Below are 22,882 nucleotides of genomic sequence, written 5' to 3' on the forward strand. Positions count from 1 at the left end.
GCGGGCGGCGCCGCCGAGCAGGAGGGCGCCGCCGAGGACCAGGGCGCGGCCGCCGGGCAGGCCGGCGCCGCAGCGGCGCACATGTCCCGGAAGGCCAAGCGGGCCGCGGCCAAGAAGTGGGCCAAGGCCATGGGCAAGGGCGCCAGGAAGGGTGCCGGCGCCGCCAAGCAGAAGCAGGAGGCCGGCGCCGCCGAGGAGGGTGCCGCCCAGGAGGGCGCCGCCGCTCAGGAGGACCTGGACGCCGCGGTGACCGACGCCAGGGCCGCGCTGCTGGTCGCCTGCCTGGACCTGGCCGGCAAGAAGGCCGCCGCCGGCGAGGCCGCGGGCGCCGGTGACGAGGCCGGTGCCGGCGAGCAGGCGGGCGCCGATGAGCAGGCGGGCGCCGATGAGCAGGCGGGCGCCGACGAGCAGGCCGGTGCGGACGAGCAGGCCGCCGACGAGGCGGGCGCGGCCGAGGAGCAGGAGGCTCCCGCGAAGAAGTAGCCGCAACGCACTGGTCCCGCCCGCGTGAGTCCCGGGCGGGACCGGTGCGTTGCCGTCAATGTCCGCGCGAGGCGCGCAGGCCGTCGACGGTGGGCTTCCAGTCGGCGCTGTCGCGGCTGTCGGCGGTGAGGCCACGGCCTGATGCGATGGCGATGGCGACGAAGAAGAGCAGTACGGCGATTCCCATGACGTTTCACACCCTTGATCCGGCGAGTTCTGGGCCGGTGCGCACCGGGTTGCTGCTACCAGCATGAACCGGCCGGGCGGCCGCGGACAGTGGCAGAGATGCCATACATCTTCAAAATCCTGCCAGTTCGTCGTAGGCTGGCGGACATGCTGAGGAGTGTCGCCGTCATCGTCCAGCCCGACGTGGCCGTCTTCGAGCTCGGCGTGCTGTGCGAGCTGTTCGGCTACGACCGCACCGACGAGGGGCTCCCGGCGTACGAGTTCGCCGTGTGCGGCGTGGACGGTGCCGAGGTCCGTACCCACGCGGGTTTCTCGATCTCGCCCGGCCACGGCCTGGGACCGGCCGACGAGGCCGACCTGGTCGCGGTCGTGCCGAGCAACGCCGAGCTGGAGCCGCCCGCCGCCGTCCTCGACGTGCTGCGGCGCGCACACGCGCGCGGCGCGTGGGTGATGAGCGTCTGCACCGGCGCGTTCGTGCTCGGCGCGGCCGGCCTGCTCGACGACCGCCACTGCACCACGCACTGGCGGCACACCGACGCGCTGGCCGCCCGGTTCCCGGCCGCGAAGGTCGACCCGAACGTGCTCTACGTCGCGGACGGCAACGTCATCACCAGCGCGGGCACCTCCGCCGCCGTCGACTGCGGGCTGCACCTGATCCGCGAGGAGCAGGGCTCGGCCGTGGCCACCCAGCTCGCCCGCCGGATGGTCGTCCCGCCGCACCGCGAGGGCGGCCAGGCCCAGTTCATCGAGCGGCCGGTGCTGCCGGTCGAGTGCGAGACGCTGCAGCCGCTGCTGGCCGAGATCCTGCAGAGCCTCGACCAGCCGCACACCGTGGACACCCTGGCGCTGCGGGCGCACATGGCGCCGCGCACCTTCGCCCGCAAGTTCCGGGCCGAGACCGGCTCGACACCGCACGACTGGCTGACCGGCCAGCGGGTGCTGCTCGCCCGGCGCCTGCTCGAGGACTCGGACCTCGGCGTCGACGCGATCGCCGTCCGGGCCGGCTTCGGCGGCGCCGCCACCATGCGACACCACTTCGGACACCGGCTGCACACGACGCCGCAGGCCTACCGGTCGATGTTCCGGACCCGGACCGCCTGACCCCGCGCGGCCGGTCGTTACTATCTCCCCGTCGAAGGGTGGGAAAAGTGACGGTGGACCCGACGCGGTCGTTGCGGTGGTTCGGCGGATTCGCCGTGCTCGTCTTCGGCATCGTGCCGGCGGTGATGCTCACCCTGCTGGTCGCGCAGGGCCGGACGCCCGGCTCGGTCGGAGTCCTGCTCATCTTCGGCGTCCCGCTCGTGCTGCTCGGCCTGTTCATCGCCGTCCTCGGGATGCGGGGCGGCGCCGACCCGGAGCTGACCAGCCGCCGGATGCACCTCTCGATGGCGCTGGTCGCCGGCGCGGACGTGCTCATGCTCGGCGGAAACTGGATCATCCGAACGATGGCCGCGTAACCCCTCCGACGCCCGGCGCGCCGCCCCCGAAAAGAATCTTGGTCGCCACTGTCACGCAGAGGGGTTCCCCGGGACCTACCTTAGGTGGGAGTTCAACGGCGAACGGAGACACCGGTGGTCGACGCGGACGACGTGGACAGCTCGATCGCGCCCGCGCCGCCCCCGCCGGTCATCGCGAACCCGCCTCCCGCCGCGCAGATCGAGGAGTTCTTCCGGCGCTACTGGGAGGGGCTCGTGCGCAGCCTGCTGCGCGAGGGCGCCAACCGCTGGGAGGCGCAGGACGCCGTCGCCGAGGCGATCCGTGAGGCGCTGCGCCGCTGGTCCGAGCTGACCCATCCGGTCGCCTGGGTGCGCACCGCGGCCCGGTCACACTGGCTCAAGTCGCGCCGCGGCGCCGGGCAGGCGGACGCCGAGGTGCTGGTCGCCGACGTCGCCGAGCTCGGCGAGGGCCAGGCCGACCCGGACCTGGTCGCCTACGAGCTGGAGGAGTGGTTCGCCGGGGTGCTCGCCCAGCTGCCTCCCGCCCGGCGTGAGGCGCTCGAGCTGTCCGCGGAGGGGCTAACCCCGGCCGAGATCGCCGAGCTGGTCGGCAAGACGCCGGAGGCCGTCCGCACGGCGCTCAAACTCGGCCGCAGGCAGGCGGTGGCGATGTGGCGGCAGGCGCCCGAGCAGCGCCAGCCCGAGCCGCGCCAGCACCCGCAGGCATCAGATCCTGAGGCGGGGAGGCCCTGATGGCCCACTCCGAACCGCAGCCGGGGCCCCGCGAGGACCCGTCCGAGCGGGACGACTCCACGCTCACCCACGCCATGATGATCGCCGCGCTCAACCAGATCCTCTGGGAGTGCGGCTACGACCCCGTCGCCGAGGACAGGGTGGAACCGCCCTCGTGGCCCGCCGGCACCGGCGCGGCGGACCGGCTCATCGAGGACGCCCGGCAGCGCGCCGACGGGATCGTGGCCGCCGCGCTCGAGACCGCGGTGCAATACACCGACGCGGCCCTGGACCGGGCCGCCCAGATGGTGATCAGCGCCCGGCGCACGGTCTCGGCCGGCGCGGCCGCGCCGATCGAGCTCGCCCCGATGCCCGCCGCCGCGCCCGGCGGCACGACCGTCGGCGCCGCCTGGTTCGCGGCCGCCAAGGCGGCCGGCGTCTACCTGCCGATCGCTGACCAGGTCGCGGTGCAGGCCCTCGATCTCTTCGCGGCCTGCCTCTACGACGCGGCACACGCCGTCCCGCCCGACCTCGAGGCCGCCTACCGGGTCGGCGTGGAGGTGGTCGCCCTCGGCATCAGCCGCCACGAGGCCCTGCCCGCCACGATGGGCGTCGTCCTCGACCACGTCGGCGACGGCGAGGTCGTCCGCCGCCCGGCCCGGCAGGTGGCCGGCGCGTTCGCCGGCGGGTTCGCCGCCGCGCTGCAGGCCCGCACGCTGGCCCAGCAGGAGTCGCTGCACCGGGCCGCCCAGCGCGCCGCCCGCGAGTTCCAGCTCGCCCTGCAGGACAGCGAGGCCCGCTACCGCCGGCTCGCCTACTACGACCCGGTGACCGGCCTGGCCAACAAGACCCGCCTGGTGCAGCGGCTGCGGCAGGCCGCCAACGGCGACGACCCGGCCCGGCACGTCGGGCTCTGCCTGATCGACGTCGGCGGCCACCCCGGCGTCTGCGAGCAGTTCGGCGCCGACGCCGGAGACCACGTGCTGACCGAGGTGGCCCGGCGGCTGCAGCAGATCGTCCGGCATCCCGACTACCTGCTCGCCCGGCACGGCGGCCGCACGTTCGCGGTCCTGGTGCAGGGCAGCGCCGGCCTCGCGCACCTCGCCGAGCTCGCCGAGCGCATCACGGCCGAGCTGGCCGAGCCGGCCTCGCTGCCCGGCACCGGACTGACCGCGGCGCTGCTGGCGGCCGTCGGCGTCGTCGACGTGCCGGCCGGCGGCCTCGACGTCGCCCGCGTCCAGGTGGACGCGGAGATCGCCCTGCGGCAGGCGCGGACCGGCACCACCGGCTGGGCCAGCTACGACCCGCAGCCGGCGCTCCCCGGCCGGGCGCGGGCGGCGACCAGCGTCTCCGGCCTGGTCACCGGGCCGGCGTCCTATCAGCCGATCGTCAGGGTCAGCACCGGCCGGGTCGTCGGGCTGCACACCCGGATGGCCTGGCGGCACCCGCACCTGGGCACCCTTGACCTGGCCCGGATCGGCCAGCTCACCGGGGACCGCGACACCATCACCCGGCTCGCCGGCAGCCTGCTGCGGCAGGCCTGCCGGCAGGCGATGAACTGGGACGGCGGTAAGAAGGGCCCGTTCATCGGCCTCGACCTGCCGGTGCACCAGATCGGCTACCCGGACATCGTCGAACTGGTCCGCGAGGCCCTCGCCGGCAGCGGCCTGCCGGCGAAGAGGCTGCACCTGCACCTGTCCGGGCTGGACGCGGTTCCCGCCGGAACGCACAGCAACACCGTGCTGGCCGCGCTCGCCGCGCTGGGCGTGCGGCTGGTCCTCGACGACTTCGGTACGGGTTACAGCAGCATCGCCTACCTGCGGGACCTGCCGGTGCACGGCCTGCGCACCCCGGCATCGCTGCTGCGGGCGTCGCCGGGCGGCATCGACGTCGACCGCGAGCTGCTCACCGGCATGGCCCGGGTGGCGCACTCGCTGGGCCTGACCCTGACGGTGCACGGCGTGGACGACGAGCGCGGCGCCGCCGCGCTGGCCGGCACCGGCTGCGACGGCGCGCAGGGCCTGCGCTTCGGTGCGCCGAGCACGCCGCACCAGGTGCCGACGCTGCTGCGGCCGGCGGCGACGCTCGTCGCCGTGGCGGACCGGCTGGTGGCATCGTGACCGACCACAGTGGAGTAGGGTTCCTCGGCATGGGTAACGCGGACGCGGACTATGCCGGCCGGCCCAGCAGCGCCCGGATCTACGACGCCCTGCTCGGCGGCAACCACAACTTCGAGGCGGACCGCGAGGCCGCCAAGCGGCTGCTGTCGATGATCCCGGCGGCGGGCGAGATGGCCCGGGCCAACCGCGCGTTCCTCAACCGGGCCGTGCGGTTCCTGCTCGACGCCGGGGTGCGCCAGTTCCTCGACATCGGCAGCGGCATCCCCACGGTCGGCAACGTGCACGAGATCGCCCAGCGCGAGGTCCCCGAGGCCCGGGTGGTCTACGTCGACATCGACCCGGTCGCGGTCGCGCACGCCGGCGAGATCCTCCGCGACAACCCGCTCGCCACGGTCGTGCAGGCCGACATGCGCTTCCCGCAGGCGATCCTCGAGCACGCCGAGGTGCGCAAGCTGATCGACCTGGACCAGCCGGTCGGGCTGCTGCTGGTGTCGATGCTGCACTTCGTGCCCGACGACGACGCGTTCACGGCCGTCGACCGGCTGCGGGAGGCGCTGCCGGCCGGGTCCTACATCGTCATCTCGCACGGCGTCTCCGAGACACCCGCCGACGCGGCCGGTGACGGCGTGGCGGCGCTCTACCAGCGCACGGACGTGTCCACGGCGACGGGCCGGGACCGGGCGCAGATCATGCGCTTCTTCGGCGGCTCCGAGCTGGTGCCGCCCGGCCTGGTCTGGGTCAACGAGTGGCCGGACGGCCCGCAGGACGACGCCGCGTCCGGCGACATGGCCGTGGTGGCCGCGATCGGCCGCAAGGCATAGCCCAGGTAACGAACCTGCCAGGGTCTTCCGCCATGGATGGGCTCAGTCCCCGGGCTCCAGCAGGTCGGCCTCGAGCAGCTCGCGGACCCGGGGGATCACCTCGGTGCCGTAGCGGCGGATCGACGTCATCATCGCCTCGTGCGGCAGCGTGCCCGCCGAGTACTTGAGGTCGAAGCGCTGCGCGTCCAGCACCCCGACCGTACGGGCGATCTTGCGGGCCACCGTCTCCGGCGAACCGACGTGCCAGGCGCCGTCGGCGATGTCCGCCTCGAACCGGTCGCGGGTCAGCGGCGGCCAGCCGCGCTCCGCGCCGATCCGGGTGATCGACGCCCGCGCGTGCGGCCAGAGCGTCTCGATCGCCTCCTCGTCGGTCGCGGCGACGAAGCCCGGTGCGTGCACCGCGATCGGCAACTGCTCGTGCTCGTACTGGTCCAGCGCCCGGTGGTACAGCTCGACGTACGGGGCGAAGCGGGCCGGGTCGCCGCCGATGACGGCCAGCACCAGCGCGAAGCCGTGGCGGGCCGCGCGGACCACCGACTCCGGGGTGCCTCCGACGCCGATCCAGGCGGGGATGCGGCCGGACTCGGTCTTCGGGTAGACCTGCTGCCCGGCCAGCGGCGCCCGGACGGTGCCGTGCCAGGTCACCGCGTCCTCGGTGAGCAGCTCCGCCATCAGGCCGGCCTTCTCCGCGAAGAGCCGGTCGTAGTCGTCGAGGTCGTAGCCGAACAGCGGAAACGACTCGGTGAACGAGCCGCGGCCCAGGGTGAGCTCGGCCCGGCCCTGCGAGACCGCGTCGAGGGTGGCGAAGCGCTCGAAGACGCGTACCGGGTCGTCGGAGCTGAGGACCGTCACGGCGGTGCCGAGCCGGATCCGCCGGGTGCGGCTCGCGATCGCGGCGAGCACGATCTCCGGCGCCGACACCGCGAAGTCGTCGCGGTGATGCTCGCCGATCCCGAAGACGTCCACCCCGACCTCGTCGGCGAGCACGGCCTGCTCGACGACGTTGCGGATGACCTGCGCGTACGGCAGCGGCGCGCCGTCCGGTCCGGCGGTGACGTCGCCGAAGGTGTCCAGTCCGAATTCCACGGGCAGCATGCCGTTGATCATGCACCCAGCGGGCGGGGCGTGCCCGGCGGGCCGCCGCTTTCGGGTGGCTTCATTGTCTGGGCACGAATCTAGGCATTGAATACATGAGTGTCATGAATCCGGCACAAAGGGCAATACCTCACATCGACCTCACGTTTGGGTGGCCATCCGTTCGCCGATGGCGCCTCGAGGGGGAGGAGTCGCGACATTGAGATCGACGACAGCGCGGAGATTGTCCTGGGGGCTGGGGGTCTCGACCGCCACGGCGCTGGCCGCGTTCGGCGTGGCCGCCTGGCGGGCGACCGCGTCACCGCCGTCGCCCACCACCTCGGGGGTGGCGGCCGAGCCGGCGCGGGTCTCCGACCCGAGCCCGCCGCCCGAGCAGGTCGCGGGCACCGGCGGCGAGCCCCTCACCACCGATGAGGTCCGCAGGGCGCGCGTGGCGGCGCTGACGCCGGGACTCGCCGCCGGCGCCGAGGACGTGACCGGCGCCGCCGGCCCCGAGTACCTGTCGGCCGAGGTCGGCGAGGGCGCGGGGCGCCACGCCGAGGTCTACTACTACGACTACCGGACCGAGCGGCTCGTCAAGCAGGTCGTCGACCTCGGCACCGGCCGGGTGACCGGGTCGTACTCGGCCACCCGGATGCAGCCGCCGGCGGCGCACCGCGAGGTCGGCGCCGCGCTCGATCTCCTGCTCGCCGGGCCGTTCGCCGCCGACCTGCGTGACGGCTACGCCGCGGCGACCGGGCGAGCGTTCGCCGGCCGGGACGACATCGTCGTCACCGCACACGTCTACGAATCCCGGCCCGCCGAGCCCCTGGTCCGCCAGTGCGGTGCGCACCGCTGCCTGCAGTTGGTCGTGCAGGCCGTGGACGGCCCGTTCATCGACCTCAACCACCTCATCATCGACCTTTCCGGGCGCTCGATCGCCCGGCTGACGTAGCGGGGGCCGGGGGCATGGGAACCACCAGAACGAGGAGCGCCGCCGCGGCGGCCGTGCTGACCCTGTCCGGCGGCGTCATCGCCGCGGCCGCCACCCCGGCGGCCGCCCGGGCGCCCGGCGCGGCGCAGTGCACGGCCGCCACCATGGTCCGGGAGACGCTGCCGAACGGCACCACCTGGCAGCTCTGCTGGCGCATCCACGAAAAGAGCGGGCTCGTCCTGGAGGACGTGCGAATCTCCTCCCGGCGCTACCCGGAACCGGTGCGGATCCTGCGATCCCTGACCGTGGCCCAGCTCAACGTGCCGTACGACTCCGGCGAGACGGAGTACAACGACATCACCGAGTACGGCTTCGGCGGCGCGTACCTGCAGACCCTGGCCGGGGACGACTGCAGGGGCGGCTCCGCGCGGGTCGGCTCCGACGGCGACGAGGTGCCGCGGCGCCGCAAGGTGCTCTGCGTGAGCGCGGAGGCCTCCGGGCCGGCGTACCGCCTGGGCAACGACGAATCGGCGGCCAGGCCGTACTCCCGGCAGGGCCACGACCTGGTGCTGCGCGCGGTGAGCAAGGTCGGCTGGTACGAGTACATCACCGAGTACCGCCTGCACGACGACGGCGAGATCTCGGCGCGCCTCGGCGCCTCCGGCAATCTGTCGCCGGTGGACTACGGCAACGCCGGCAACGGCTGGCCGATCGGCAGGGGCGCCCGCGACTTCGCGACCAGCCACTACCACAGCGCCTTCTGGCGGGTCGACTTCGACCTCGCCGGCCGCGGCGGCGAGCAGGTCGAGCAGGTCGACACCACGGTGGTGGGCGAGGGGAGCATGACCGCGGCGCTCAGGACCAGCCGCCGGGTCATCGCCAGGGAGGGCAGCTTCTCGAGGGCCAACCGCCGCTGGTGGCGGGTCGCGAGCCGGACCGCGCGGAACGCCGACGGGCACGCCCGCTCGTACGAGCTGGTCACCACCGGCGGCGACGTCTACGAGGCACACCCGGAGACCGCGCCGGACGTGACGTTCACCCAGCGCCACGGCTGCGAGCGGTACGCGACGGACAACAACGACCCGCAGTGCCCCACCCGCCGGACCATCCTGGACTACGCGCGGAACGCCGAGACCATGACGGACCCGGTGATGTGGGTCCGCGTCGGCTTCCACCACGTGCCGCGCGACGAGGATCAGAGCCCGATGCCGCTGCACTGGCAGGGCTTCGACCTCGCGCCCCGGGACTTCACCGAGATCAACCGCCTCGCCCCGGACGCACTCACCGGCGTCAACGGCCAGCGGTGACGCCCGTACCCAGATCGGCCCTGGCCCTGGCCGTGATCCTGGCGGCCCTGGCGGGCGGCGGTCCCGAGGCGCCCCGCGCCGCCGCAACCACCGCCACGACCGCCGCCGCGCCGCGCGGGATCGACGTGCTGTTCGCCCGGATGATGGTCGCGCACCACGCGCAGGCGGTCCGGCTGAGCCGGATCATGGTCACCAAGCCGGGCCTGTCCGAGCGGGTCTTCCGCATCGCCGACTTCATCGCACACGACCAGCAGCGCGAGATCGACGAGACCAACGCCTGGCTGGTCGCGTGGGGCCACCCGGCCGCCGACCCGGCGGACCCGGCCCTGCGGCGGATGCGCGGCGGCGACGCCGCGGCGCACGGCATGCTGACCGAGGAGCAGGTGCGCGAGGTCGGGTCCGCGCCGCCCGCGACGGCGGCCCGGCTGTTCCTGCGGCGGATGATCGCGCACCACACCGGCGCGATCACCATGGCCCGCTCGGTGCTCGAGGCCGGCGGCAACGCCTACATCCACAACCTGGCGGCACACATCGTCAACACGCAGACGGCGGAGAACGACGCTATGCGGACCCTGCTGGTCGCGCGCGGATGCCGGCCCGGGATACGTTCCCGGGCCGGGTGCATCTAGATGACGAACCGGGAGACCAGCGCCTTCAGGTCGCTGGACATCCGCGCGACCTGCTCGGCGGCGGCATGGGTCTCGGTGACGCCGGCACTCGCGACCTGACTGGCGCCGGCGACCGCCGCGAGATTGCTGGCGATGCCGGCCGAGGCTTCCGCGGCGTCGCTGACGCTGCGGTTGATCTCGTGGCTGGTGGCCGTCTGTTCCTCCACCGCGGAGGCGATGGTCGTCTGGTAGTCGTTGATCTGCGAGATGACCGCGGTGATGCCGGCGATCGCCTCGACGGCCTTGCCGGTGTCGCGCTGGATCGCCTGCACCTGGCGGGCGATGTCCTCGGTCGACTTGGCGGTCTCCTGCGCCAGGTCCTTGACCTCGGTGGCCACCACCGCGAAGCCCTTGCCCGATTCGCCGGCGCGGGCGGCCTCGATGGTGGCGTTGAGGGCGAGCAGGTTGGTCTGCCCGGCGATCGCGGTGATGGCCTTGACCACGTCGCTGATCTGCGCCGACGACTCGCCCAGCTGGGCGACGACGGCCGTGGTCGATTCGGCGACGGTGACCGCCTCGCCGGCCACGCCGGCGGCCTGCCCGGCGTTGCGGGAGATCTCCCGGATGGAGGAGCCCATCTGCTCGCTCGCCGCGGCGAGGGCGGACACGTTCTGCGAGACGTCGCCCGCGGCCCGGGCGACCGCGTCGGCCTCGGCGCCGACCGCGTCGATGCCGCCGGCGATGGTCGCGGACACCTCGGTGAGGTGCTGCGCGGACGCGGCCAGCTCGGTTGCCGAGCTGTCCAGCCGGCTCAGGGTGGAGCGCATGCTCTGCGTCGCGCCGTTGAGCGCCAGGGCCATCGTGCCGATCTCGTCGCGGGAGCGCACCTCGACCCGCTGGGTGAGATCGCCCGCGCTGACCTGGTCCAGCACGGTCGCCATCCGCTTGATCGACCGGACGCTCTGGCGGATCACCGCCCAGGCGACCCCGAAGGCGAGGAGGAGGCCGGCCACCACGATGCCGATGATGAACATCCGGTTGGAGCGGTACGAGTCCTGCGCCGCCGCCTGACTCCGGGCGGCCAGGGCGGCCTCGTCGGTGATCAGGGCGGTGATGACGGTGCCGGACCTGACCAGCCCCGGAGTCAGGGCGTTGAAGCTTGTCAGGTACGCCGTGCCCTGGCCGGCGGTGGCGGCCGGCAGCAGCGTCGAGTCCCGGTCCGTACGGAAGTCGAGGAGCGTCTTCTTGACCTGCGCCGCGCGCGGGTCGGCACTGAGCGTGCCCAGGGCCGCGTACTGGGCCAGGGCCTTGTCCTGGACGGCGTCCTCGGCCTTGACCTGCTGGATCATCGCCTCGGCCCGGGGGCCCGGCGCGGAGGCCAGCATCGTGAGGTAGAGGAAGCTGCGCAACGCCGAGGCCCGCAGCGTCTCCAGCGCGGTGGTCGGCAGCAGCGCGTGCTGGTAGGTGTGCGTCGCCGCGGCGTTGGCCCGCTGCTGTGCGACGAGGCCGCCCCAGGCGGTGATGAGCGCGGTCACCGCGACGAGCGTCATGGCGATGGAGAACTTGACCGCCAGCGGCAGGTCACCCAGCCGGGTCAGCGGGTGGCGCCGCCGCTCGTCCGGTTGCCGCGACTCGTCGAGGGTGTGCTGCATCGGCTTGCCTTCCTGACGGTGTCCTGCCCGATCGCCGCCGGGTCTGTCCGGCAGGTGGACTATCAGCACCGCCGCGCCGGAACTGAGGGCTCCGCCACACCGCACCCGAGCCGCACCCCGGCCGCACCCCGCCGGGCAGGACCCCTAGGCCGCCTCCAGGCTGATCTCCCGGGTCCGCATGAGCATGTGGTGGAAGTCCTGGGCGTTGACGGGCCTGCTGAAGAAGTACCCCTGGATGGCGGGGCAGTCGGCGGCCCGCAGGGCCTCCCAGTCCGCGAGGTCCTCGACGCCCTCGGCGACCGCGGACATGTTCAGCGAGCGGGCCAGCCAGAGCACGGCCGAGATGATCGATTCCTTGCGGCTGTCGTGTGCCAGGCCGGCGACGAACGACCGGTCCAGCTTCACGATGTCCGCGGGCACGGACTGCAGCCAGGTCAGCGAGCTGTACCCGGTGCCGAAGTCGTCCAGGGCGATCCGCACGCCCAAAGCCTTGATGGCATGCAGCCGGTCCCGCAGGTCGACGGAGTTCGACAGCAGCGCGGTCTCGGTGATCTCCAGGACCAGCCGCGACGGGTCCTCGAGGCCGCCCTCGGCCAGCAGCCGGGCGAGCGTGGGGACGAAGTCCGGCTCGTTCAGCTGGCGCGGGCTGACGTTGACCGACACGTAGCCCAGTTCGTGCCGCCACTGCTGCAGGCGGCTCAGCGCGGTAGCGAGCACGTGCTCGCCGAGCGGGACCACGAGGCCGGTCTCCTCGGCCGTCGCGATGAAGTGCCCCGGCGCGAGCAGCTGTCCCTCGGTGGTCCACATTCGAACCAGGGCCTCGGCGCCGACGATGAGGCCGGTGGCGGGCGAGACGATGGGCTGGAACCAGACCGGCAGCGTCGCCATCCGGTCGCCGTCGAGGGCCTGCCGCAGCCGCGACTCGGCGGTGATGCGCTGCTGGACCACCACCCGCATCTCGTCGTTGAAGATCTCCAGGCGGTTGCCGCCGGCGCGCTTGGCCGAGTACATGGCGGTGTCGGCGGCCAGCACGGCCTGCTCCGCCTGCTCCGGATCGTCAGCGACGGCCAGGCCGATGCTCATGGCCAGCCGCAGCCGGCCACCGGCCACCGGCAGCGGCTGGGCCATCGCCGCCAGCACCGCCCGGCCGGTGTCGAGGCCGTCCCGCAGGGGTCCGGGCTGGGCCACCACGAACTCGTCGCCGCCCAGCCGGGCGACCAGCGAGCCGCGCGGCACGGTCTGCTCCAGCCGGGTGGCGAGGGCGCGCAGCACGTCGTCGCCGGTGGAGTGGCCGGACCCGTCGTTGATCGTCTTGAACCGGTCCACGTCCAGGTAGAGCACGGACACCGGACCGTCGTTCGCGCCGAGCAGCTCGACCAGGTCCACCTCGAACGCGGACCGCGACAGCAGCCCGGTCAGCGAGTCCTGCCGCACCTGGCGGCGCAGCGCGGCCTCGTGCTCCTGCTGCCGGGTGACGTCCAGGCAGTGCACGAAGATCGACTGCAGTCGGCCCTCGCGGTCGCGCAGGCCGTTGCTGTGTATCTCGATCCAGATCACCGAACCGTCGTCGTGGCGGCGGTACGGATGGGAGATCGTGGTGTGTGCGTCGGGCGCGCTCAGCAACTGCATGACGAGCGTGCCCGGCTCGTACCCCTCCGGGGTCAGCGGCAGGTCGGTGACCATGAAGCCCGGCGGCAGCGGATCGGGCAGGCCGAGCCAGGTCCGGAACGCCGAGTTGGTGCGCTGCACCAGGCCGTCGGGGCCCATCATGGCCATCGGCACCGGGGTCTCGTCGAACGCCACACCGAGCTGGGCCTGGCTGGCGGCGAGGCTGTCCTGCGCCTGCCGCTCCTCGGCCTCGGTCAGCCGCCACGCCACCACCTGGAAGGCCGCCGCGATGAGCACGGCCAGGCCGTGCAGCAGGGCCCAGACCCACGGGTGCGCCATCGCGCTGTGGTGGTCGTAGGTCAGGTTGCTGACCAGGGTGCCGAAGACGGCGTGGTGCAGGGTGGTGCCGATCAGGAACACGCAGAAGGGCGTCCAGTCGCGGTACAGCGACAGCGCGGCGACGGCGATGAAGAACGAGAAGTGCGCCTCGGTCAGCCCACCGGACATGGCGACGAAGCCGCCGCACGCGACGGTCAGGCCGGCGGCGACGAAGATCGAGGGCAACCGGCGCGGGGGCAGCAGCACCGCGGCCACCACGCACGGCAGGATCAGGGCGACGCTCAGCAGCCAGGCCGCGCCGAGTTCGCCGTGGACGTAGCCGAAGACGGTCAGGGCGATCACGCTCGACGCGAGCAGCAGCGTCAGCAGCCGATGGCGCCGCGCCCAGTCCTCGCCGCGCAGGCCGCCGCCGGCGGGAAGCCAACCGCGCATAGTCGAACTCCCATCTCGTCGGTCGTCAATGTGCAGAATCGGCGCGGCGGGTCCCGGCATGAGTGAACGGGCCGTTGCCGCGGGGTTGTCGCCCCTCAGGCCGTGGCCACGGCGTGCGGCGCCCGGTTGCGGCCGGCGCCCATGAGGACCCAGCACACGATCAGCGCCGCGGTCAGGCCGACGGACGCGGACAGCCAGACCGCGACCTGGCCGCTGACCAGCCCGTACGCGCACCAGCAGGAGCACGCGGCGGCGGTGAGCCGCCAGCGCAGCGGCGACAGGCCCGCCAGGTCCTGGGTCCGGTTGCGCAGCAGCGACAGCGGCTGCGGCACCGCCGCGAGCGTCGCGGCGACCGCGAGCACCGAGCCGAGGAACGCCGACAACCGCGTCGGCTCGAAGTCGGTCGTCGCGGTGGCGACCGCGCAGATCGCCGCCGCGCAGAGCACGCCCGCCGCACCCGCCGCGCCGGTCAGCAGCCGCCGCCGGGTACGCAGCTCACCCTGCTTGATCAGCACCGCCACCAGGATCGACAGCCCGGCGAGCCCGGTCACCGTGTTCGTGACCACCTGAACGGTCTCCCCGGTCAGCAGCCCATAGGTGATCCAGCCGATCGGCATCGCCGTGCCCTGCCAGCAGGCGACGGCGCAGAGGCCGCTGGTGCGGCCCTTGGCGACCGAGCGCCACACCTGGGGCCAGGGGAGAGCCATGGACAACGCGGCACCGAGCCAGCCGAGAACAACAGTGGAGTACATGATCCGTTTCCGGTCGAAGGGCAGGGAAGGGCCGGCAGCGTGACGGCCACCCACCTCATCGGCCCCCGCGGCGGCGGGCCTGAAAAGATCCCTCAGTGAGGGGCGACACGAGCCCGAGTTCGAAGGGACCGACATGGCGGCACATCCGCTGATCGACCTGCACCGGCACCTCGAGGGCGCGATCCGGTCCAGCACCTTCCTGGACGTGGCGGCCCGCGACGGCCACCCGCTCGCCGCGGCGGACCGGCCACGGGACCTGCTGGTCGCGGGCGGGCCGCTCGGTGGCCTGCTGCCGTACCTGGCGAAGGTCGACGATCACATCGGCGTGTTCGCGGCGCCGGACGACTGGCGCCGGGCGGGGCGGGAGGCGGTCGAGGACGCCTTCGACGACGGGCTCGACTACGTGGAGTTCCGCTTCAGCCCGTACTTCATCCAGCAGCAGACCGGCCTGGCGCCGGAGGCGGTGATCGACGCGGTCGCGGACGGGATTGCGGCCGGCAGCAGCGTCACCGGCCTGCCGGTCGGCTTGATCGCGACGATCCTGCGCGACCTCGGCCCGGAGTCGGCGCTGACCCAGGTACGCACGTTCCTGACCCGCCGCGAGCTGTGGTGCGGCGTCGACCTGGCCGGTAACGAGGCGGGATACGCGGCGGCGCTGTTCGCGCCGGCGTTCGGCCTGGTGCGCGACGCCGGGCTGCACGTGACCGTGCACGCGGGCGAGGCGGCGGGGCCGCAGAGCGTACGGGCGGCGGTCGAGCACCTCGGCGCCGAGCGGATCGGGCACGGCGTGCGCTCGGCGGAGGACCCGGCCCTGCTGGAGGAGCTGGCCCGCCGCGGGGTGACGCTGGAGGTGGCGCTGACCAGCAACACGCAGACCGGTGCGGCGCCCGGCTACCGCGACCACCAGATACACGCGCTGCTGGCCGCCGGCGTGCCGGTCACCCTCAACACCGACAACCCGCGGGTCAGCGACGTGACGCTGTCCCAGGAGCACGCCCTCGCCCGGTACGCCGCCGGGCTGACGGCCGCCCAGCTCGAGTCGGTGGCGCGGCAGTCCGCGGCGGCCGCCTTCCGCTGACTTGAGGTTTTCGCGGGCGCGAACCGGACGGCAACCGTTGCGCGCCGGGTTTGCACTCGGTGGGGGTGGGCGGGGCCCGAAGGGGTTGGTATGACGGATACGCAGATCGTGGAGCTGGGGCTGCAGGCGATGACGGTGGCGGCGAAGATGTGTGCGCCGGTGCTGGTGACCGCGTTGCTGATCGGTTTTGCGATTTCGTTGTTTCAGTCGGTTACCCAGATTCAGGAGGCGACGCTGTCGTTCGTGCCGAAGGCTGTGGGTGTCGGTGCGGCGATTCTGTTCTCGGGTAATTGGATGTTGCATGAGATGGTGACGTACACGACGCAGTTGTTCGAACGGATCCCGACGCTGCTCGCCTGAACGAACCCGCCCGGCCCGCAGCGGCGGCGGGCCGCAGGCCGACCACCAGCCCCGCCGCCACCACCGCGATGCCCGCCCAGACCGGCGGCCGCGGCGCCGGGCCGCCGAGGGCCACCCCGGCCAGCGCCGCCGCGATCGGGGCGAGGCCGGTCAGCAGCCCCGCCCGCCCCGCACCGAGCCGGGAGACGCACGCGTACCAGAGCACGAACGCCACCGCCGTCACCGCGACCGCGAGATAGCCGCCGGCCAGCAGATCCGTCCTGCTCAGCCGCGTTATCGCGGCCGGACCCTCGTGCGCCAGGCCGAGCGCCGCCAGCATCGCCGCCGCCAGCCAGGTCGTGTGCACCGACACCCCGACCGGGCCGTGCCGCCCCAGCACCGGCACGGCGAGCAGCGTGAACGCGGCCTCGCAGCCGAACGTCACGAACGCCCAGGCGAGCCCGATCCCGTCGGTGCGGCCCAGGCCCTGCACCAGCGTCGCGCCGACGGTCACCAGCAGGGCGCCGGCCAGCACCGGCCGGCGCGGACCGCGGCCCCGGTTGGCCGGCCCGGCCGCCGCCAGCACCAGCGGCACGCAGGCGACCGCCACGCCCAGGACGGCCGGCTCGGCGTGCTTCGCGCCCTGCACCAGCGCCAGGTTGAAGACGATCATCCCGGTCGCGGCGATGCCGGTCAGCCACAGCCACTCGCCGCCGCGGGGCCGGACCAGCGGGGCGCGGCTGAGCCGGGCGAACGCGATCAGCAGCAGGCAGGCGACGGCGTACCGCGCCGACTGCGTGGTGAACAGGGGAGCGTCGGCGAGGAGGCCGGAGACGGCGACGCTGCCGCCGACGCAGATCATGGCCGCCGATCCGGTGGCGACGGGAAATATTCGGGACACGCAGACCATGCTCCGGGGCGTTATGGTCCTTCCAGAAGAACCAATCTGGGGGCGGGGAGGTGGACCAAGTCGACCTCCTGGAGCTCTACGCGGGCGCCGCCCCGTCGCGGGGCGTCACCACCTGGCTGGTGGACGTGTTACGGGCCGCGATCGCCGGCGGCAGCCTCCCGGCCGGGGCGCGGCTGCCCGCCACCCGCGCCCTCGCCGCCGAGCTCGGCCTCTCCCGCGGCGTCATCGTCGAGGCATACCAGCGGCTCACCGACGAGGGACTGCTCAGCGGCCGGGCCGGCGCCGGCACCGTCGTGATCGCGCGCGCCGGCGTGCCCCGGCAGGAGAGCCGCCCGCGGGACACCTCCGGACTGCGGCTGCCGCTGCCACCGTCCGCCGAGATCGACCTGGACCTTTCTCCGGGCGTACCGGATCTGTCGGCCTTTCCCCGCGCGGCCTGGCTGCGCGCCGAGCGGATCGTGCTCGGGTCCGCCAGCAACGCCGACCTCGGCTACGGCGACCCGCGCGGCAGCCCACGGCTGCGCGCCGAACTCGCGAGCTGGCTCGCCCGCACCCGCGGCGTCCGGGCGACCGCCGACGACCTCATCGTCACCGGCGGCGTCGCGCAGGCCCTGGCGCTGCTGTCGCAGTCGCTGCGGTCGCGGGGCGTCGCCGCGGTCGCGATCGAGGACCCGGGATCGCGCGGCACCCGCGAGGAACTCGCGCACTGGGGGCTGGAAACCGTGCCGATCGCGGTCGACGACCAGGGGATCCGCGTCGCCGACCTCGACGCCACCGGCCTGCAGACCGTGCTGCTCACCCCCGCACACCAGTTTCCGACCGGGGTGGTGCTGAGCCCGGCCCGCCGCCGCGCGCTGCTCGACCGCTCCGCCGACGGCCCGGGCCTGATCATCGAGGACGACTACGACGCCGAACACCGCTACGACCGCGCCCCGGTCGCGGCGCTGCAGGGCTCGGGTCCGGAGCGGGTCGCGTACGCCGGCAGCGTCTCCAAGTCGCTGGCCCCGGGCATGCGCCTGGGCTGGCTCATCGCGCCCCGCCGCCTGCACGCCGAACTGGTCACCGCGAAACACGCCAGCGACCTCGGCAACCCCGCCCTGCCGCAACTGGTCCTCGCGCACCTCCTCGCCGGCGGCGACTACGAACGGCACCTGCGCACGGTCCGCCGCCGCCAGCGGACCCGCCGCGACGCCCTCCTGCGCGGCCTGGCCGAACACCTGCCGTCGGCCCGGGTCGAGGGCGTCGCCGCCGGGCTGCACCTGCTGATCACCCTCCCGGGCACGGCCGACGACACGGAACTCGCCCGCCGAATCGAGCGCGCCGGCGTACGCGTGCACCCCCTGTCCTGGCACCGCCAACTCGACGGCCCGCCGGGCCTGGTCCTCGGCTACGCCGCCCTGCCACCGGACCGCCTGCACGAGGCCGCCCGCCGAATCGGCCAAACCATCGACCGAAGCCGCCGCAGCAGCCGGTAAGGGCCGGCGCGGGCCCCGGTGCGCCTCACGCCTCCGACGGGTCCGTTCTGAGAGGGCGGTTCGGGGGATCAGGTCCTTTCCGGATCAGGCTGAGTATTCCGGGCTGTGGCTCGATGGCGATCCCGCAGTTGACCAGGCGGCGGTGCCGACGTATGTCAGAGAGGAGACCGGGTGGCGGCACTGGGCCCCGGGCCGGGAGTTCTGAGCCTTGAGCGCAGCTTGACCTCTGCCAGAGGAAAACCTCACCAGCCGTCCCTACCGTACGTGTTCATGGGAATCTTCAAGACACGCACCGCGACCGGCCGCCGTCGCCTCCTCTCGGTCCTCGCCGCCGGCATCGCCATCGGCAGCACCGTTTCGACGGGTCTGTCGGCGCCCGCCCTGGCCGCCGCGACGACCGAGTCCGGTACGGACCTGTCCGGCTGGACCACGGTGGTGGGTGACGGTGTCTACGCCGCTCCCGGCCAGGCGCCGGTCACCAGCGCCGACATCGCCGCCGAGGACCACGGCACCGACACCCGGGTGCGTGCCAACATCCGCAACCGCGGCATCATGGCGCACGCGATCACCTACAAGCGGGTCACCGACCCGTCGCTGATGCAGCGCGTGCACCAGGGCGGCTACTCGTTCCAGATGCCGTACGTGCCGTCCACCGCCGGTGGCCCCCGCAACGCGCAGACCGTCGAGGGTGGCCTGTTCGTCTGGGACGGTGTCACCACCAAGGTCGATCACGGCACGGCGTTCCAGTGGGTGCTCAACCCGTGGCAGTCGAACTTCGGCCAGGTCAGTGTCTGGACCGGCAACAGCTGGACCAGGGCCGGCTACCTCAAGCCGGACACCGCCTGGCACAACGTTTCCTTTATGGTCGACCCGGCCAAACAGAAGGTTCGGCTGGTGCTCGACGGGGTGGACCTGAACGCGCCGTACTCGCGGACGCCCAAGAGCGGCTGGGCCACCAGCGTGTCCGCCAGCCTGCAGGTCGAGGCGATCTCGCTGTACCCCGGCGCGAACGCGACCACGGGCCCGCAGCACGAGGTGCTGGTCCGTAACTGGAGCTGGACCCGCGGCTCCACCCCCGCGGAGGACGCCGCGGCGTCGAAGGACTGCACGTTCCACGCTACTCAGCCCTCCGGCGGCGGTGGCAACTGGAACCACACCTACCAGGTCAAGATGGCCGCCGACGGCAAGTTCTCCGGCACCAACGTGATCGTCGGCCTCGACGGCGGGAACACGGTCACCGTCAACGAGAGCGTCACCGGCCAGATCACCGACAAGGACAACAACGGTGTCAAGGAGGTCACCGTCGCGTCGATCCGCGACAGCGGCTTCTACACCTTCGCGTGGAACGTGGCGGACGCGCCGATGGACGGCGTGGCCGACCGGATGGACGTCGGCACCGTCAGCTACGCGACGGCGGAGAACTGGAACGGTGGCGAACTGCCGATCACGTTCACCGCAGCGCAGTGCTCGACACCGTAACCAAGCAGATCTGCACCACCGAAGAAACCCCGCCCTCTTCGAGGGCGGGGTTTCTTCGTCCTGCCCGTCGGCGCCACCGCCGACGAGCGCGGCGGGGACAGGCGGCGGGGATAGGTTGCCCGGCCACACAGCCGAGCACGGCGTATTGACCTCGACAACCTCGCCGTCGGCGAAATCTGCCGCGCGAACAAGCTGCCACTCCCTGCACCACCGAAATACAGAGATTATTCGTGTGCCGGGACCCAATATCCGTCGACACGGCCCGCGCATCCCCTCGATCACCTATCTCAAATGCCCGAGAACCATCGTTCAGCCACGGCTTCGGTCCAGAGATCCGGCCTGTCACTCTCCACTCAACTCCGCCGAGGTCGTCACGGCCGCGCGTTGCACCACCAAGGCAGTCGGCGCCTGTCCGCACAGCGGTCCACCCGACCGATAGTGAGCCTTGAAGGGGCACTACAAATCGCGCAAGCAAAATGCCATCCACAAACCCGCACCGAACAAGTCTCCAGCACCTGTATCCAAGGATCCTAGGATGCCTAACGCGCAGTGCGCCGTCTCACCGGACTCCCGCGGGCTCATGATCTTGGTTGCAAGGCTCGCGCCGGGAGGTGAGTGCCAGCAACGAGGATGGGGACGGCCCGCTGGGCGGGATCGCCGGCGGGCCGCCGTGAAGGTGCGGGGGAGGGCGGTCAGTCGTTGTGCGTGGCCGCCGGGGTGATCCGGGCGCGTCCGAGCTCGGGACCGACCGCGTTGCGAGCACCGGGCCTGCGCCCGCGACCCCACCCGATCTCCCGGCGGTAGCTGCCCATCAGGCCGGTCTCGGTCACGTGGTCCTCGTCGCGCAGCGGCGAACCCGGCGGGGCCGGGTGGGTGATCGGGGCGACGAACAGCGCGTCGGCCGGGCAGTGCGCCTCGCACATGAAGCAGGTCTGGCAGTCGCTCTGCCGGGCGATGACCGGGATGCCGTCGGCGCCGCGGTCGAACACGTCGGTCGGGCACACCGCGATGCACACGTCGCAGGTCACGCACCTGCTGTTCGAGACTACTTCGATCACGATGTCACCGCCGATTCCGGGTGCGCGGCGTTGCGGGTCGCGCTGCTGTCGTTGGTGTCGGTTTCGGTCACGGTGGTTGGCTGCTGGGCGTCGCGGGTGGCGCATCTTCCGTGCGAGGCGGCGTCGGTCATGACGCGACCGCCGGCTCCGGGCGGGCTGCCGGTGCGGACTCGGGGCGGACCCAGACCTCGTCGAGGCCGCCGACGGTGAGGCGCCGGCGCTGGGCCGGGTCGAGGTCGGGGTACTCCTCCCGACGGGACATCCCGCGGCTCTCGGTGCGGGCCAGGGCGCTGGTGTACATCCATCGGGCGTGGGCGACCATCGCGGCGGCCTGCCGCAGCCGGGGCGTGGCGGCCGGGCCGGCGGCGGCACCCGTGCGCAGCCGGGTCCACAGCTCGTCGAGTTCGGCCAGCGCGGGGCGCAACCGGTCCCCGTGCCGCAGGTAGTTCTTATCGTACGGGTGGACCTGACGTCGCAGCACGTCCTGCGCCTCGGCCCAGGCGTCCCCGCCGAATTCTCTGCCGCCGGTTGGCCGCATCGCGACCCCGCCCGCGCCGGTGAGCCGCCGCTTGACGGCCGTCGCGCTCAGCGACTTCGCGAAGCGGGCCGCGCCGGCGCCGGCCCAGGTGCCGGACGACATCGCCCAGGCCGAGTTGTGGCTGCCGCCGCCGGTGAAGCCGCCGCAGATGAGTTCGCGGGTGGCGGCGTCGCCGGCGGCGTACAGGCCGGGGACGCTCGTGGCGCAGTCGTCGGCGACGAGTTGGATGCCGCCGGTGCCGCGTACGGTGCCTTCGAGCAGGAGGGTCACCGGGAACTTGTCGGTGAACGGGTTGATGCCGAGCCGGTCGAAGGTGAGGAAGAAGTTGGGCTGCCCGGAGCGCATGAGGGCCTGCTGTTCCGCGGTCGCCTGGTCGATCTGGCACAGCACCGTGCCGGTGCGCAGCAGCTCCTGGGCGATGACGGTGCGGCCGCCCTGGCTGCCCGCGCCGGCGAGCGGGGTGCCGTCGTCGTGGAAGAACGTGGCGAAGCCGTAGTAGGCCGTCTTGGTGACCGAGGTGAAGGCGGGCGCGATGGCGTACGCGTTGGAGAATTCCATCCCGGACATCGCCGCGCCCACCTCGGCGGCGTAGAGCGCGCCGTCTCCGGTGGCGACGTCGCAGCCGAGCGCCTTGGACAGGAACGCGCAGCCGCCGGTGGCCAGGACGACCGCGCCGGCGCGGACCCGGTAGCCGGTGTCGTGCTGGCGGCGGTGGCCGCGAACTCCCGCGACCGTGCCGGCGGCGTCGACAAGCAACTCCGTGACGGGGCTGTGGTCGAGGATCCGCACGCCGGCCCGTTTGATCCAGGATCGCATCCGCCGCATGTACTCCGGGCCTTGCAGCCCGCGCTTGTGGGCGGCGCCGTCGACGACCGGGAACGGGTAGCGCGCCTCGGATTCGAGCCGGTTCATGTTCTCGTAGGTCTGGTCGAGCACCCGGGCCATCCAGCGCCGGTCCTGCAGGTAGCCGCCGAGCGCCTCCCGGGAGGCCATGGCGTTCTCGCGGGCGGCGGGCTCCGGCTGGACATACCAGACGCCGGTGCCGCCGGAGGCGGTCGGGCCGGAGGTGCCGCAGTAGCCCTTGTCGAGGAGCAGGACGTCGGCGCCGGTGGCGGCGGCGGTGAGTGCCGCCCAGGTGCCGGCGGGACCGCCGCCGACGATGACGACGTCGGCGGTGAGATCCAGTGCGGTCGCTGTCATGGGCACAGCCTTATTCCGCAAATCCTATATGTCAAGTAGGTTAGTGGAAGGGCGGCTCGCCGAAGACGTCGCGGATCCGGTAGAGGTCGCGCAGCCGGGGTTCCGTCGCGCCGCTCACCCAGCGGCTGATCGTCTTCGTCGACACCTCGAGCCGGCGCGCCGCCGCCTCCATGGTCATGCCCTCGGCGCGCAGTCTCGCCGACAGCCAGGTGGCGAAGGACGGCGCGTCCGACGCCGGAAGCTGGGCGGTGGGGTCGGGCTCGAGCCGGCTCGCCACGACCCGGGCGCCGCGGCCGGGCGCCGGCTCGGTGCCGGTCCGCG

21 protein-coding genes and 2 pseudogenes are annotated in these 22,882 nt (G+C 73.1%); 13 read left to right on the forward strand and 10 right to left on the reverse strand.

Going from position 1 to position 22,882, the window contains the following annotated elements:
* Positions 1 to 483: pseudogene (locus tag AB0F10_RS31930) on the forward strand (hypothetical protein); the annotation flags it as partial.
* 55 nt (positions 484 to 538) lie between these two features.
* On the opposite strand, the gene AB0F10_RS31935 reads toward AB0F10_RS31930, so the two are convergent.
* On the reverse strand, positions 539 to 670 hold the full coding sequence (locus tag AB0F10_RS31935) for a hypothetical protein (RefSeq protein WP_360633420.1): 132 nt from the start codon (positions 668 to 670) through the stop codon (positions 539 to 541).
* 146 nt (positions 671 to 816) lie between these two features.
* Between AB0F10_RS31935 and AB0F10_RS31940 the strand changes: the two genes are divergently transcribed.
* The 5 genes from AB0F10_RS31940 (at position 817) to AB0F10_RS31960 (ending at position 5,778) form a co-directional block, all read left to right on the forward strand.
* Positions 817 to 1,770 (forward strand): helix-turn-helix domain-containing protein, encoded by a 954-nt coding sequence (locus tag AB0F10_RS31940; RefSeq protein ID WP_360633423.1) that lies wholly within the window; start codon positions 817 to 819, stop codon positions 1,768 to 1,770.
* 47 nt (positions 1,771 to 1,817) lie between these two features.
* A complete protein-coding gene (locus AB0F10_RS31945) occupies positions 1,818 to 2,126 on the forward strand; it encodes a hypothetical protein (RefSeq protein ID WP_360633426.1) in 309 nt (102 codons plus the stop codon).
* Positions 2,127 to 2,240: 114 nt separating this feature from the next.
* Positions 2,241 to 2,858 carry a sigma-70 family RNA polymerase sigma factor gene (locus tag AB0F10_RS31950; RefSeq protein ID WP_360633429.1) on the forward strand — a complete coding sequence of 206 codons (618 nt, stop codon included), beginning with the start codon at positions 2,241 to 2,243 and terminating at the stop codon, positions 2,856 to 2,858.
* Positions 2,858 to 4,957 (forward strand): EAL domain-containing protein, encoded by a 2,100-nt coding sequence (locus AB0F10_RS31955; protein WP_360633432.1) that lies wholly within the window; start codon positions 2,858 to 2,860, stop codon positions 4,955 to 4,957. Before AB0F10_RS31950 ends, AB0F10_RS31955 begins: the two co-directional genes overlap by 1 nt.
* Before the next feature lie 29 nt (positions 4,958 to 4,986).
* A complete protein-coding gene (locus AB0F10_RS31960) occupies positions 4,987 to 5,778 on the forward strand; it encodes an SAM-dependent methyltransferase (protein ID WP_360633480.1) in 792 nt (263 codons plus the stop codon).
* A gap of 42 nt (positions 5,779 to 5,820) precedes the next feature.
* On the opposite strand, the gene AB0F10_RS31965 is transcribed toward AB0F10_RS31960, so the two are convergent.
* Positions 5,821 to 6,873: an LLM class flavin-dependent oxidoreductase gene (locus tag AB0F10_RS31965; protein ID WP_360633435.1), complete on the reverse strand. Its 1,053-nt coding sequence runs from the start codon at positions 6,871 to 6,873 to the stop codon at positions 5,821 to 5,823.
* Between the two features lie 199 nt (positions 6,874 to 7,072).
* Here AB0F10_RS31965 and AB0F10_RS31970 point away from each other — a divergent pair, with 199 nt between their 5' ends.
* The 3 genes from AB0F10_RS31970 to AB0F10_RS31980 are packed head-to-tail and all read left to right on the forward strand — an operon-like array spanning position 7,073 to position 9,722.
* Positions 7,073 to 7,807, forward strand: a complete 735-nt coding sequence (locus AB0F10_RS31970; protein WP_360633438.1) for a hypothetical protein — start codon at positions 7,073 to 7,075, stop codon at positions 7,805 to 7,807.
* A gap of 14 nt (positions 7,808 to 7,821) precedes the next feature.
* Positions 7,822 to 9,093, forward strand: a complete 1,272-nt coding sequence (locus AB0F10_RS31975; RefSeq protein ID WP_360633441.1) for a primary-amine oxidase — start codon at positions 7,822 to 7,824, stop codon at positions 9,091 to 9,093.
* Entirely contained in the window at positions 9,090 to 9,722 is a 633-nt protein-coding gene (locus AB0F10_RS31980; RefSeq protein WP_360633444.1) for a DUF305 domain-containing protein, read from the forward strand. The genes AB0F10_RS31975 and AB0F10_RS31980 overlap by 4 nt, the downstream gene beginning before the upstream one ends.
* On the opposite strand, the gene AB0F10_RS31985 is transcribed toward AB0F10_RS31980, so the two are convergent.
* The 3 genes from AB0F10_RS31985 to AB0F10_RS31995 form a co-directional block, all read right to left on the reverse strand.
* Positions 9,719 to 11,353, reverse strand: a complete 1,635-nt coding sequence (locus AB0F10_RS31985; protein ID WP_360633447.1) for a methyl-accepting chemotaxis protein — start codon at positions 11,351 to 11,353, stop codon at positions 9,719 to 9,721. The genes AB0F10_RS31980 and AB0F10_RS31985 overlap by 4 nt on opposite strands.
* 144 nt (positions 11,354 to 11,497) lie before the next feature.
* Entirely contained in the window at positions 11,498 to 13,732 is a 2,235-nt protein-coding gene (locus AB0F10_RS31990; RefSeq protein ID WP_360633450.1) for an EAL domain-containing protein, read from the reverse strand.
* Positions 13,733 to 13,827: 95 nt separating this feature from the next.
* Positions 13,828 to 14,484: a SemiSWEET transporter gene (locus AB0F10_RS31995; RefSeq protein ID WP_360633453.1), complete on the reverse strand. Its 657-nt coding sequence runs from the start codon at positions 14,482 to 14,484 to the stop codon at positions 13,828 to 13,830.
* Between the two features lie 133 nt (positions 14,485 to 14,617).
* Between AB0F10_RS31995 and add the strand changes: the two genes are divergently transcribed.
* Positions 14,618 to 15,562, forward strand: coding sequence for an adenosine deaminase (add, locus tag AB0F10_RS32000; RefSeq protein ID WP_360633456.1), 945 nt, complete (start codon positions 14,618 to 14,620; stop codon positions 15,560 to 15,562).
* Positions 15,563 to 15,691: 129 nt separating this feature from the next.
* A pseudogene (locus AB0F10_RS32005) lies at positions 15,692 to 15,853 on the forward strand (flagellar biosynthetic protein FliQ); the annotation flags it as partial.
* Here the strand turns inward: AB0F10_RS32005 and AB0F10_RS32010 are convergent.
* The gene (locus AB0F10_RS32010) at positions 15,774 to 16,802 is read right to left on the reverse strand and encodes a DMT family transporter (protein ID WP_360633459.1); all 1,029 of its coding nucleotides are present in this window, start codon (positions 16,800 to 16,802) and stop codon (positions 15,774 to 15,776) included. The pseudogene AB0F10_RS32005 and the gene AB0F10_RS32010 sit on opposite strands and share 80 nt — an antisense overlap.
* Positions 16,803 to 16,861: 59 nt before the next feature.
* On the opposite strand from AB0F10_RS32010, the gene AB0F10_RS32015 reads away from it, so the two are divergent.
* Both AB0F10_RS32015 and AB0F10_RS32020 read left to right on the forward strand, forming a co-directional pair.
* On the forward strand, positions 16,862 to 18,286 hold the full coding sequence (locus AB0F10_RS32015; protein ID WP_360633462.1) for a PLP-dependent aminotransferase family protein: 1,425 nt from the start codon (positions 16,862 to 16,864) through the stop codon (positions 18,284 to 18,286).
* Positions 18,287 to 18,556: 270 nt separating this feature from the next.
* Positions 18,557 to 19,765: a hypothetical protein gene (locus tag AB0F10_RS32020; RefSeq protein ID WP_360633465.1), complete on the forward strand. Its 1,209-nt coding sequence runs from the start codon at positions 18,557 to 18,559 to the stop codon at positions 19,763 to 19,765.
* A gap of 692 nt (positions 19,766 to 20,457) precedes the next feature.
* Here the strand turns inward: AB0F10_RS32020 and AB0F10_RS32025 are convergent.
* From AB0F10_RS32025 to AB0F10_RS32040, 4 genes are all read right to left on the reverse strand, one after another.
* On the reverse strand, positions 20,458 to 20,823 hold the full coding sequence (locus AB0F10_RS32025; RefSeq protein WP_360633468.1) for a ferredoxin family protein: 366 nt from the start codon (positions 20,821 to 20,823) through the stop codon (positions 20,458 to 20,460).
* The gene (locus AB0F10_RS32030; RefSeq protein WP_360633471.1) at positions 20,820 to 20,954 is read right to left on the reverse strand and encodes a hypothetical protein; all 135 of its coding nucleotides are present in this window, start codon (positions 20,952 to 20,954) and stop codon (positions 20,820 to 20,822) included. The genes AB0F10_RS32025 and AB0F10_RS32030 overlap by 4 nt, the downstream gene beginning before the upstream one ends.
* Positions 20,951 to 22,561, reverse strand: coding sequence for an FAD-binding protein (locus AB0F10_RS32035; protein WP_360633474.1), 1,611 nt, complete (start codon positions 22,559 to 22,561; stop codon positions 20,951 to 20,953). Before AB0F10_RS32035 ends, AB0F10_RS32030 begins: the two co-directional genes overlap by 4 nt.
* 40 nt (positions 22,562 to 22,601) lie before the next feature.
* Positions 22,602 to 22,882 (reverse strand): helix-turn-helix transcriptional regulator (locus AB0F10_RS32040; protein WP_360633477.1); only part of this gene is annotated, 281 nt, incomplete at its 5' end.

Origin of the sequence: Actinoplanes sp. NPDC026623 (assembly GCF_040638275.1) — a bacterium.
In the GTDB taxonomy this organism is placed as follows: Bacteria; Actinomycetota; Actinomycetes; order Mycobacteriales; family Micromonosporaceae; genus Actinoplanes.